Origin of the sequence: Nostoc sp. MG11, assembly GCF_014904695.1 — a bacterium.
In the GTDB taxonomy this organism is placed as follows: Bacteria; Cyanobacteriota; Cyanobacteriia; order Cyanobacteriales; family Nostocaceae; genus Komarekiella.
This window is the reverse complement of record NZ_JACXXN010000024.1, coordinates 66,615-78,665: the sequence shown is the minus strand read 5'-3', so window position 1 is coordinate 78,665 and position 12,051 is coordinate 66,615. Positions and strand designations below refer to the sequence as shown.

Genomic DNA, 12,051 nt, shown 5'->3' with positions numbered 1-12,051 from the left:
AACTAATATGACACTATTATTAGCAGGAGACATTGGCGGCACAAAAACTATTTTGCAAGTGGTTGAGGTATCAGAGTCGCTGGAGTTACGTACTATTGCTCAGGAAAGCTATCGCAGTAGTGATTTTCCTGATTTAGTACCGATAGTGCAACAGTTTTTGGTTAAAGCTGACACGCCAATCCCACAAAAGGCTTGTTTTGCGATCGCAGGCCCAGTAATCAAAAATACTGCCAAGCTGACTAATCTAGTGTGGTTCCTCGAAACCGAACGACTAGAACAAGAATTAGGCATCACGCACATTTCCTTAATCAACGACTTCGCCGCAGTTGGTTACGGTGTTTTAGGTTTACAAAAACAAGACTTGCTGACTTTGCAAGCTGGTAAGTTCCAAGCTGAAGCCCCCATTGGGATTATTGGTGCTGGTACTGGCTTAGGACAAGGATTTTTAATTAAGCAAGGGCCCTACTATCAAGTTTTTCCCTCAGAAGGTGGACACGCTGACTTTGCCCCCCGTAATGAGTTAGAGTTTCAACTGTTGAAATACTTGCTAGATAAACATGATATCCAGCGTGTTTCTGTGGAACGAGTGGTTTCTGGCCAGGGAATTGTCGCAATTTACCAATTCTTGCGCGATCGCAAAATTGCCCCGGAATCACCAGATGTCGCTCAAATCGTCCGAACCTGGGAACAAGAAGCGGGACAGCCGGAGAAAAGTGTTGATCCTGGTGCTGCTATTGGTATAGCTGCATTACAAAGACGCGATCGCCTTTCGGAACAAACCTTACAACTATTTATAGAAGCTTACGGTGCAGAAGCCGGCAATCTTGCTCTCAAACTCCTACCTCACGGCGGCTTATACATTGCGGGTGGTATTGCTCCGAAAATACTCCCCTTAATGCAAAACAGTAATTTCCTCTTAAGTTTCACCCAAAAAGGCAGGATGCGCTCCATCCTCGAAGAAATACCTGTATACATTATTCTCAATCAACAAGTAGGGCTACTTGGTGCTGCTTTGTGTGCTGCTAGGTTATAACAACTAACATCCTCAGTGATGTCAGCACTACCAAAGCAAAAACTATGACAATCAGATGTTTGTTGCCATTCATCGCAGCTACTTTTTTATGCAGTGGCTCTGTGTCAGTAGCGCGTCAACCCAAACGTCCAGTTTCTCAACCTAAACCGACTGCTACCCAACCAGTACAGCCACAATGGAAGTTATTTACTGCTCCAGATGGGCGCTTTACTATTTTGATGCCCGGAATGCCTCAAAGGGAAACTCAAACCCAAAAAACCTACATGGGGGTAATTAACTTAGAAATATTTGTCGCTCAGCCACCAAAGCAACAAGTAGCATATTTAGTGACTTACAATGACTTTCCTCACAGTTATGGTCAAATGGCTAACCCCCAAGAAATACTGAATAAAGCACAGCTTATGGCTTTAAAAACTACGAAAAGTAATTTAGTCCGTCAACGCAATATTCGTAGTTCAAATGGTCATCCGGGGAAAGAAATTGAGTACGTTAACTCTGGAGGCAAAATCACTAAAAATAGGATGTATGTTGCTGAGGGACGGTTGTATCAGGTAATGGCTATAACTACGAGAAAGCAACACAAGACTTTAGCTAGAACTATTACAGGTTATTTAAATTCTTTTACTGTAGTTTTGAAAAAGTGAAATAATTTACTAGCCTTGGACTTAAATCCAAGGCTAATAGCCTGAATGTTCCCTTTTATGGTGGATATTGCGATTATTCTAGCAAACACGTATTATGAATCACGCTGGGAGTTATATGCAACATTCCTAGTCCTTAGTATTGATGGGTACAACGCCCAAAGCCTACAGAAAGATAAGTGAAAATCTAGTGAGCAAATATTCATGAGATATAAACTGTTGGGCAAAAGCGGGTTAAGAGTCTCAGAACTCAGTTTGGGAACCATGACCTTTGGTGAAGACTGGGGTTGGGGTGCATCTAAAGACGAAAGTCATAAAATATTTGATACGTATGTGGAAGCTGGGGGCAATTTCATCGATACCGCCAACGGTTACACTGATGGCAGCAGTGAAAAAATTGTTGGTGAATTAATCGCTAAAGACCGAGAACGCTTTGTAGTTGCCACTAAATATTCTTTTCCCTTGAAGATGAACGACAAGCAAGGCAATCATCCTAATGGCAGTGGTAATCATCGCAAGAATTTAATCCAATCTTTAGAAGGTAGTCTGAAACGGCTAAATACTGATTACATTGACTTATTTTGGTTGCACGCTTGGGATTTCACAACGCCCATTGAAGAAGTATTGCGATCGCTTGATGATGTCATCCGTCAAGGTAAAGTACTCTACATTGGTATTTCTGATACACCCGCTTGGATCATTTCTCAAGCAAACACTATTGCCCATTATCAAGGATGGACACAGTTTGTTGCTCTGCAAATTGAGTATAGTTTAATTCAGCGGACACCAGAACGAGACTTGATTCCGATGGCTAAAGCCTTCGATTTAGCAATAACCCCGTGGTCACCCTTGGGTGGTGGTGTATTAACAGGTAAGTACAACAAGCCTAGTCAAGAAGGCGGCGAACAGGGACGCTTAGCAAGTTTTGGAGGAATTGCTGAGAATAATTTAGCAGTTGCCGATGCTGTCAGCCAAGTCGCCTCAGAAATCGGTCATACAGCCTCACAGGTAGCACTAGCTTGGTTACGCGCTCAAAGCAACTCAATTATCCCCATCATTGGCGCACGTAAACTGACTCAGTTTCAAGATAATTTAGCTTGCCTTGATCTGCGCTTATCACCAGAACATCTGCAACGCTTAAATGAAGTTAGTCAAATTGAACTGGGTTTCCCCCATGACTTCTTAGAAAATGATCTAATTCGCGATCGCCTTTTCGGTGGCACATTTAGCACCATAGACAACCATCGCAGTTAACCCAATAGTCATTTACAGTAACACATTCAGCCGTTAATTCAATCTATCGTCAGAGAGTTTCGCATAGCTAACAACTATCTGTAAAGTTAGATGTAAAAGGCATTAACGTATAACCATGAGCGACAACACCCTTTCATCACGTTTGTATCCCACCCGCATCGATCTTCCCGCAGCAGCAAGAGTGCAAATTGTGGTGATTCTCAACCAAACTTTAGCGGCTACTTTAGATCTGAAAACCCAGGCAAAACAAGCGCACTGGAACGTTAAAGGCACTGACTTCTACCAGCTGCACGAATTGTTTGACGAACTGGCTGGTGAATTAGAAGAGTACGTCGATATGGTTGCTGAACGTGTTACAGCTTTAGGCGGATACGCTTTAGGAACAGCTCGCGCCGCAGCTAGTAATTCGATTTTGCCAGAATATCCCTTTGATATTTTGGATGGCAAAGAGCATGTGACAGCATTGGCAGATCGCTTTGCACCCTATGCTAAACATATTCGGGAAGCGATCGACAAAACCAATGAATTAGGCGATGCTGATACCGCTGACCTTTACACTGAAATTTCTCGCACCATTGACAAGCGACTCTGGTTCTTGGAAGCTCATCTGCAAGTATCAGAAATCAAGGGAGATAATGGCACAGCAGGTGCTACTACAAAAATTCCCCAAAAAGCTGGTGTAAGATAAACACTTTCCTAAATCCAGTAGTATCTTTTTGGTAAGTACGTTACTTTTTAGTGCGTACTTTTCTTTTTATATGTATATACTTTATTATTTAAATAGTTCAAAAGTAGGTATAGAAAGTTCAAAAAACTCTTGGAATTGTAGCAAAGCGATGCAGCCGAGTTTTATAGAAGATCATTACTAAAGGTACTCAATACTTCTTTGAATCAGCATTCTTCACCTCTGACGCGGACTAAGCAAAGGTTAAGAACAAAAGTAATGAATTTAAACCCTTATGTTTCACCGAAAAGTATTGCAAAGATACTTTATTTATTGACCTTAAAAACTCATTAACAGCGAGGTATTATGTCTCAAAATACTATTAACCACTTAATTCATGATCGGAACGCACGCGGTCGTGCTCAGATGGGTTGGCTCGATAGTTACCACACATTTTCATTCGGGAGTTTTTACGATCCGAATCGGATGGGATTCCGCTCTCTAAGAGTGATTAATGATGATCGCATCGCCCCTGGTGCAGGATTTCCTACCCACAGCCATCGAGATATGGAAATCCTCACTTATGTTTTAGAAGGTGCAGTAGAGCATAAAGACAGTTTGGGTACAGGGTCGGTAATTCGTCCCGGTGACGCCCAAATCATGAGTGCTGGTACTGGTATCGCCCACAGCGAATTTAATCCCTCACCAACTGAACCACTCCACTTGCTACAAATCTGGATTCTTCCTGATCGGCAAGGCTTAGCACCAAGATATGAACAAAAAGCTTTTTCTCTAGAAGAAAAGCGCGGCAAACTACGTTTAATTGCTGCTAAAGATGGGCGCGATGGTGCTGTCACAATTCACCAAGATGTTGATTTATACACATCCGTTTTGGAGGAAGGTGATGTTATTAATTATCATGTCCAACCCCACCGTTATGCTTGGTTACAAATGGCTAAAGGGATAGCAAACTTAAATGGTGAAGAACTCAGAGCAGGCGATGGTGTGCAAATTAACGGTGAAGAACAGCTAGAAATTAGCACCAACATTGGTGCAGAAATATTACTTTTTGATTTGGGGTGATATCTAGTTCTACCAAACTGAGATTTTACACCAATCTTAATTAATAGCCTTACCAGCCCAGAATTCAATTTCTGGGCTAATAGCCCAACTTCATGCTTAGTGGACTAAAATTCAGTACAGTTCAGTTAAGCCTAAAAAATTCAATCCAATCTCTCTGTGTTTCCTTTGAGCACTCTCCATACAAGGCGTCTAGCATTACACCTGAGTTAGCTCTCCGGGCAAAAAAAGGCAATACATGCTAGAATTGTATCAAAATATAGCAATTATTCAAGAGAAAATTAGAGTAATTTTGCGCTTTGTCGAGTATAAAGGCTAAAATCTGAGATTTTTGGAGATTTTTAGGTTATGACATTCTCACAGGAGAGGATTATCCCGACAGACTTGCGGAACGAAATGTCGCAGTCTTATCTGGAATACGCCATGAGCGTGATAGTGGGTCGGGCGCTGCCAGATGCCAGGGATGGTCTAAAACCTGTGCATCGTCGCATTCTTTATGCAATGCACGAGCTAGGTCTGCTCCACGATCGCCCTTTCAAGAAATGCGCTCGTGTGGTGGGGGAAGTACTTGGTAAATATCACCCCCACGGTGACACAGCAGTATATGATGCCTTGGTGCGGATGGCGCAAGATTTTTCCATGCGATCGCCCTTAGTTAACGGGCATGGTAACTTTGGTTCGGTAGACAACGATCCGCCAGCGGCAATGCGATACACAGAATGCCGCTTGCAAGCTCTGACTAGTGCTGGTCTACTGCACGACATTGAATCAGAAACCGTAGACTTTGCCGATAACTTCGACGGTTCCCAGCAAGAACCGACAGTTTTACCCGCACGAATCCCCCAGTTGCTACTCAATGGTTCTTCTGGGATTGCCGTGGGTATGGCAACCAACATTCCGCCCCATAACTTGGGCGAATTGATTGATGGCTTGGTGGCGCTAATTCACGATCCAGAAATCACCGATCTCCAGTTAATGCAATATATCCACGGCCCAGACTTTCCAACTGGGGCGCAGATTTTGGGGACTGCGGCGATTCGGGAAGCTTACACCACAGGGCGTGGTTCCATCACCATGCGTGGTGTCGCTAACATTGAAACCGTCGAACAGCGGGGGCGTCCAGACAGGGAAGCAATTATCATCACCGAATTGCCCTACCAAACCAACAAAGCGGCGCTGATTGAAAAAATCGCCGAAATGGTGAACGAAAAGCGTCTGGAGGGGATTGCAGATATCCGGGATGAAAGCGATCGCGACGGGATGCGGATTGTCATCGAACTCAAGCGTGATGCCTATCCCCGCGTTGTCCTCAACAACCTCTACAAGCAAACGCCACTCCAAGCCAACTTTGGCGCAAATATGCTGGCGTTAGTAAATAGCGAACCCCAGATCCTCACCCTCAAGGAGTTTTTAAGCGTCTTTTTGGATTTCCGCATTGAATCCATTGCGAGACGCACCCGCTACGAACTGCGAAAAGCTGAAGAACGCGACCATATCTTACAAGGGTTATTGATTGCTTTATCCCAATTAGATGCAATTATTAACTTGATTCGCCATGCTCCTGATGCGCCCACAGCCAAAGGTGAGTTAATCACAACCTACGGTCTTTCGGAAATGCAAGCAGATGCAATTTTGCAGATGCAATTGCGGCGTTTGACTGCCTTAGAAGCAGATAAAATTCGCCAAGAACACGAGGATTTACAAGCGCAGATTACCGACTTGCAGGATATCTTGGCTCGGCGGGAAAGAGTCCTGGAAATCATTGAAACTGAAGTTATACAACTAAAAACCAGCTTCGCCACACCTCGCCGTACGGTGATTTTACCAGGTGAAGGAGAATTAGATGATCGTGACCTCATTGCCAATGAAAAAGCAATAATTTTAGTCACCGAGCAAGGTTACATTAAACGGATGCCGGTCAACACCTTTGAGGCGCAAAGCCGCGCGACTAGAGGCAAAGCCGCAGCCAAAGTCAAAGATGATGATACCGTTGAGCATTTCTTGACTTGCTGCGATCACGACAGTATTTTATTCTTTAGCGAGCGTGGTGTCGTTTACTGCCTGAGAGCGTATCAAATACCAGTAGGTTCGCGCACGAGTCGCGGTACACCAATTGTCCAAATGCTCCCCATTCCCCGCGAGGAGAAAATCACCTCGATTGTACCCGTTGACGAGTTTACCAGCGAAGAATATCTGGTAATGCTCACCAAAGGCGGCAATATCAAGAAAACTGAATTGGCGGCGTTTAGCCATATTCGAGCCAATGGACTGATTGCCATTTCTTTAGAGGAAGGTGATCAACTACGCTGGGTACGACGCGCTAAAGTAGAAGACAGCATCATCATTGGTTCTCGTCAGGGTATGGCGATTCACTTCCGATGCACCCATGAGCAATTGCGTCCTCTTAGTAGGGCAACTCGTGGAGTGAAAGCGATGAAACTGAAGAATAATAACGATGAACTGGTGGGAATGGATATTCTTCCTGCGGCAATTCTGGAAACTTTGAATACAGATGTCGCCGACGTAGTTGAAGATATCGAAACTATCGAAACTGAAGATATCGAAATTAATGAAGAATCCGCAGAAGTACCTAGCAACGGCAGTATCGGCCCTTGGGTGTTGGTAATCACAATGGGAGGATATGGCAAGCGTGTACCAGTTGCCCAATTCCGCCTGCAAAATCGTGCCGGTCAGGGTTTAATGGCAACCAAATTTAAAAACCGCAAAACCAAAGACAAATTGGCAACTCTCCGCATTGTCAACAATGACGATGATGAAATTATGATGGTCACTAATCGCGGTATTATTATTCGTCAGGCAGTGAATGCGATTTCTATACAATCGCGATCGGCAACCGGGGTAAGAGTGCAGCGCCTAGATGAAGACGATGCCATTACCGGAGTGGCAATAGTTCCTCCCGATACAGGTGATGCGGAAGAAGCAGAATAAAAAACAGGGGGAGCAGGGGAAGAGGTTAACCTCTTCACTCCCTTACTTGATTGCCTTAACTAGCGGCATTTTAATGGGGCTAACCGTCGCCCCTGTCGGCGCATGGTTCCTAGCCTGGGTTGCCTTAGCCCCCCTCTGGGTCTTGGTTGTTACTTCTGCACAACGGAAAAACCAATTTCCCCCTGCTTTGCTCTGGGGTATCGCTTATCACGGTATCGCCCTATCTTGGATTACGGGAATTCATCCCATGACATGGCTGGGTGTTCCGTGGTTGCCAAGTTTGGCAATCACTCTTTTTTGTTGGGGATTCATCAGTGTCTTAGGTGGAGTATTTGTCACTATTTGGGCGGCTGTACTGGTTCGCCTGGGCGATCGCAAATCGTGGCTACGTGTACTGATTGGTACAGCGGTCTGGTGCGGTTTAGAGAGTTTGTGGAGTGCCGGGCCGCTGTGGTGGAGTTCTCTTGCTTACACACAAAGTCCGTACAATCTCGTAATTTTGCATTTAGGTCAACTCTCTGGGCCGAATACTGTGACAGCGGCGATAGTTGCTATTAATGGTTTGATTGCTGAGGGATGGACGAACCGCCAAAACGCCTTCTCTGCGAGAGGCTCCGCCAACGCGAAGCGTCTCGAAGAGAAGGACGCCAAGATTTCTGCTGCGCCTTGGTGGTTTGTTAATCAATACTTAGCGATTGCTACGGGACTATTAATTACCTTACATCTCATTGGTTTAATCTTATACATCCGTCCTATCGCCCAAGTGCCAGAAGCAGCATTGAAGATAGGGATTATTCAGGGTAATATCCCTAACCGACTTTTGCTTGGTTCTGAAGGGTTTCGTCGCGCCCAAGAAAACTACACTAATGGGTATATTACTTTAGCAGATCAAGGTGTAGATGGAGTTCTGACACCAGAGGGGGCTTTACCTATTTTCCAGCGTAACTTGATGGGAACTGCTTTAGTCTCAGCAGTGCGGGAAAAAGGCGTAGTTGCTTGGATTGGGGCTTTTGGAGAACGGGGACGCAGTTACACAATTAGCTTGTTTACTTTTAATGGTAATGGTGAAATTGTCAGCCGTTACGACAAAGCCAAATTAGTACCTTTGGGGGAGTATATTCCCTTTGAAGGGATTTTAGGCGGGATAATTCAGCGCTTATCGCCTTTGCATGCACACCAAATTCCCGGTTCAGCAAATCAGCTAGTTGACACCCCTTTTGGTCGGGCTATTGTCGGTATTTGTTACGAATCTGCATTTTCAGAGCAATTTCGCCGTCAAGCTGCTGCGGGTGGGCAATTTATCCTCAGTTCTTCTAACGATGCTCATTACAGCGCTCACATGCCATTCCAGCACCATGCACAAGATATCATGCGGGCAATTGAAACTGATAGATGGGCTGTGCGGGCAACTAATACCGGATATTCAGCTTTTGTAGATCCTCACGGCAAAACTTTGTGGATATCTGGATATAATACCTACGAAACTCATGCTGCAACGATTTATCGCCGACAGACGCAGACTTTATATGTTCGTTGGGGTGATTGGTTGACACCGTTGTTATTGGGGTTGAGTGTTGTCGGGTGGTTTGTGGAGAAAGGCAATGAAGACCACTATGAGCAAGTTATTAAATAATCGCCTATAGGTGGCATAGATTTTTTTTGAAAAGTAGCAATTGTTGCTAATTCAACTAGACGCTTGCGATAAGATTCCAATAATTTCTAACTCGGATTAGACACCTAAATATTTATTTTTTAGGAAAATTTTCTAGTAGCCATAGTGTAGGCGATCGCATAAGTCGCCTAACAACTGAATATACATATTTTTAACACTTCTTATCCTAGAAAATTTTCAATTCCTGTTAGTAGTACTCTTGATAAATTTCTTGTAGCTATAGCTCGTTTCTTGGTAAAAGTAGCAATAATTCCACTAACGGTATAGACAAAATCATAAAACTGTTTTTAAATTATACGCAAAGAACGAATGACTAATTTAAATAACTTCCAAAAACTAATAGCGCTGGCAAATGAACACGGGATTATTTGCCAACCAGCACAAGAAGAATGCTTGATTGCATGCTTACCTGGATACGATAATTTTTTATTAGCTTTTACTTGGTCTGGTGCTATTGAGGGAGAGCCGCCAGAGCATGAATTAATCGCAATTAGCGTACAGGATATGGCTAAAGAAGTTACGGTTGCAGCTTGGCAGATTCCTGCTTATTTATTTGGCAATGTTTTGAGGCAAGCACAAATGCTTGTAGCTGCCCATAAAGATTTTATTAGTTAACGGACAACAAGCGCGGTTGTATATTCCCTAAATAATTTCACTGCTTGATCGCACAGTGTGATCGTCAGCGCTGCTGCTATTGTCTGAACCTGCTTCCAGAACGTCCAGTTGGTCAGGTATCTAGCTCATAGGTTCGCGTCTTCAATGCTATCCGGTTTGGCGATCGCCAGCGCATTGTTCAGTGGCACATTGAAGGCGATCGTCACCAAAACGCTACCAATGAGATAGTCAATAAAGGAACACTTCTACACTCATTTTTAAGTTAGTACTGAGCGAGATCGCCATGAGGAATTGAGATGTCAGTGCAAAAAGTGCCAGTTATTGATTATCGCCAAGCAAATGCCGCCAATTCACTCTTGCCGAAACCCTCTATCCTCTCAAGTTCTGGCTGGAGTCATCTGCATCTGGAAGTTTATCAACAGCCAAAATTTGAAATCGCCGAGCATCAACATACTATGCATGTCATCGCTTGTGGGCTTCCTGACTCACCCGAAGAAGTAGGGGATAACAAAATTGCATTAGGAGAGCGATGGTTAGATGGAAAGCTGGAGCGGGAAAGGCGGAGAACGGGAGATATTGCAGTAATTCCTGCGGGTATTTCCCATCGCTGTAACTGGACTACCTGCGTTGAGTTCATGGTCTTGGCAATTGAACCTGCATTGCTCCGACAAGTGGGTCAGGATTTTGTCAATCCTGATCGCATTGAACTCATACCTCGGTTTATGAGTCAGCAAGATGTGTTAATTCAAGGGATTTTCTCGACTTTGAGAGAAGAACTAGAATCTGACAAAATTGGCGGTGATTTGCTGATTGACAGCTTCAAAACAACCATAGCGATTCACCTTTTACGAAACTATTGCACTACACAACCGAAGCTTTCTAGTTATTCAGATGGACTATCTCAAGCCATTTTGAAACAAGTGGCAGAGTATATTCATGAGCATCTCCATCAAGACTTGAAGCTAGTTGAGTTGAGTGCGATCGCCCAACTCAGTCCCTACCATTTTCTACGTCTGTTTAAGCAAAGGATGGGAATCACACCCCACCAATACATTCTGCAACGTCGAATTGAAAAGGCAAAACATTTATTAAAGCACACCGACCTAAGCATTGCAGAAATTGCGATGCGAACAGGTTTTTGCGATCAAAGCCATTTGACAAGATGCTTTAAACGCATGGTTGGCATGACTCCAAAACAACTGTTGCAAGACTGACCGCAAGAACTTCCAAAAATTCCGCAACTTTCTTCTAGAGTCCTGAATAGAAACTTTTCTACAGTATCAACAGGTTCTACTCAAGACTATGATTGACACAAACACGAAAATTGAACAAATAGCGGTATTCATTTCTACACCCAATGGACAGATGCCTGCTTTCTTGTTTACCCATCCTGAAGATGGTCAAAAACCAGCCGTTCTCTTGTTAATGGAGGCATTTGGTTTAACGCCCTATATCCAAGACGTAGCAACTCGAATTGCCAGCGAAGGTTATGTTGTTCTCACGCCCGATTTATACTATCGAGAGTTGCCCAACAACAAGTTTGCATACCACGAAGTTGACCAGGCAATGACAATGATGTGGCGTTTGGATTTTGGCAAACCTATTGAGGAAGACATTCAAGCAGCGTTGGCTGATCTAAAGTCTCGATCAGATGTGTATCCCGATCGCGTTGGCGTGACTGGATTTTGTCTGGGAGGTGGATTGACCTTTCTGACTGCCTGCAAGTTCTCGACTGAAATTGCGGCAGCAGCACCCTTTTACGGTATGGTTGCAGATGAATGGATTGAAGCTGTGAAAGACGTTACAGTCCCGGTTTACTTGTTCTTTGGGGGTGTCGATCCCTTCATTGGGCGCGATCGCATTCAACAAATTGAGTCCCGGTTTCAACAACTTGGCAAAGACTACAGGCTAAAGCTTTACCCAGATGCAGGTCATGGTTTTTTCTGTCATGAACGGTCTGACTATAACCACTTGGCGGCAGCGGATGCTTGGCATGAACTGATACGATTCTTTGATAAACATCTGCGAGAAGGAACCTAGACTTCAAATTTTTTGGACACAATGGCTCTATATAACAAATTTTGTGTTTTGGTCCCACTCAACTGCTCAGGTCTTTGAAAGAATAAATACGGTTATCCTATCT

General features: G+C 44.0%; 10 protein-coding genes. All 10 read left to right on the top strand.

Annotated features, from left to right (window positions below):
• Positions 1–7: 7 nt before the first annotated feature.
• The 10 genes from HCR01_RS25465 (at position 8) to HCR01_RS25420 (ending at position 11,948) form a co-directional block, all read left to right on the top strand.
• Positions 8–1,033 (top strand): glucokinase, encoded by a 1,026-nt coding sequence (locus tag HCR01_RS25465; protein WP_193198863.1) that lies wholly within the window; start codon positions 8–10, stop codon positions 1,031–1,033.
• A gap of 44 nt (positions 1,034–1,077) precedes the next feature.
• Positions 1,078–1,677, top strand: a complete 600-nt coding sequence (locus HCR01_RS25460) for a hypothetical protein (protein WP_193198862.1) — start codon at positions 1,078–1,080, stop codon at positions 1,675–1,677.
• Between the two features lie 201 nt (positions 1,678–1,878).
• Complete coding sequence (locus HCR01_RS25455) at positions 1,879–2,928, top strand: aldo/keto reductase (RefSeq protein WP_193198861.1); 1,050 nt, start codon at positions 1,879–1,881, stop codon at positions 2,926–2,928.
• A 115-nt stretch (positions 2,929–3,043) separates the two neighbouring features.
• Positions 3,044–3,616, top strand: a complete 573-nt coding sequence (gene dps, locus HCR01_RS25450; RefSeq protein ID WP_193198860.1) for a DNA starvation/stationary phase protection protein Dps — start codon at positions 3,044–3,046, stop codon at positions 3,614–3,616.
• Between the two features lie 342 nt (positions 3,617–3,958).
• Positions 3,959–4,675, top strand: a complete 717-nt coding sequence (locus HCR01_RS25445; protein WP_193198859.1) for a pirin family protein — start codon at positions 3,959–3,961, stop codon at positions 4,673–4,675.
• 345 nt (positions 4,676–5,020) lie between these two features.
• On the top strand, positions 5,021–7,621 hold the full coding sequence (gene gyrA / locus HCR01_RS25440) for a DNA topoisomerase (ATP-hydrolyzing) subunit A (protein ID WP_193198858.1): 2,601 nt from the start codon (positions 5,021–5,023) through the stop codon (positions 7,619–7,621).
• Entirely contained in the window at positions 7,602–9,254 is a 1,653-nt protein-coding gene (gene lnt, locus HCR01_RS25435; protein WP_193198857.1) for an apolipoprotein N-acyltransferase, read from the top strand. The genes gyrA and lnt overlap by 20 nt, the downstream gene beginning before the upstream one ends.
• Positions 9,255–9,602: 348 nt before the next feature.
• Positions 9,603–9,908: a hypothetical protein gene (locus tag HCR01_RS25430; RefSeq protein WP_193198856.1), complete on the top strand. Its 306-nt coding sequence runs from the start codon at positions 9,603–9,605 to the stop codon at positions 9,906–9,908.
• Positions 9,909–10,204: 296 nt separating this feature from the next.
• Positions 10,205–11,122, top strand: coding sequence for a helix-turn-helix domain-containing protein (locus HCR01_RS25425; protein ID WP_193198855.1), 918 nt, complete (start codon positions 10,205–10,207; stop codon positions 11,120–11,122).
• 88 nt (positions 11,123–11,210) lie between these two features.
• Positions 11,211–11,948, top strand: a complete 738-nt coding sequence (locus HCR01_RS25420; RefSeq protein ID WP_193198854.1) for a dienelactone hydrolase family protein — start codon at positions 11,211–11,213, stop codon at positions 11,946–11,948.
• The last annotated feature ends 103 nt before the right edge of the window (positions 11,949–12,051 follow it).

Coding starts and splice junctions, on each gene's coding strand:
- HCR01_RS25465 (WP_193198863.1), top strand. CDS start 8: ATGACACTATTATTAGCAGGAGACATTGGCGGCACAAAAACTATTTTG.
- HCR01_RS25460 (WP_193198862.1), top strand. CDS start 1,078: ATGACAATCAGATGTTTGTTGCCATTCATCGCAGCTACTTTTTTATGC.
- HCR01_RS25455 (WP_193198861.1), top strand. CDS start 1,879: ATGAGATATAAACTGTTGGGCAAAAGCGGGTTAAGAGTCTCAGAACTC.
- dps (WP_193198860.1), top strand. CDS start 3,044: ATGAGCGACAACACCCTTTCATCACGTTTGTATCCCACCCGCATCGAT.
- HCR01_RS25445 (WP_193198859.1), top strand. CDS start 3,959: ATGTCTCAAAATACTATTAACCACTTAATTCATGATCGGAACGCACGC.
- gyrA (WP_193198858.1), top strand. CDS start 5,021: ATGACATTCTCACAGGAGAGGATTATCCCGACAGACTTGCGGAACGAA.
- lnt (WP_193198857.1), top strand. CDS start 7,602: ATGCGGAAGAAGCAGAATAAAAAACAGGGGGAGCAGGGGAAGAGGTTA.
- HCR01_RS25430 (WP_193198856.1), top strand. CDS start 9,603: ATGACTAATTTAAATAACTTCCAAAAACTAATAGCGCTGGCAAATGAA.
- HCR01_RS25425 (WP_193198855.1), top strand. CDS start 10,205: ATGTCAGTGCAAAAAGTGCCAGTTATTGATTATCGCCAAGCAAATGCC.
- HCR01_RS25420 (WP_193198854.1), top strand. CDS start 11,211: ATGATTGACACAAACACGAAAATTGAACAAATAGCGGTATTCATTTCT.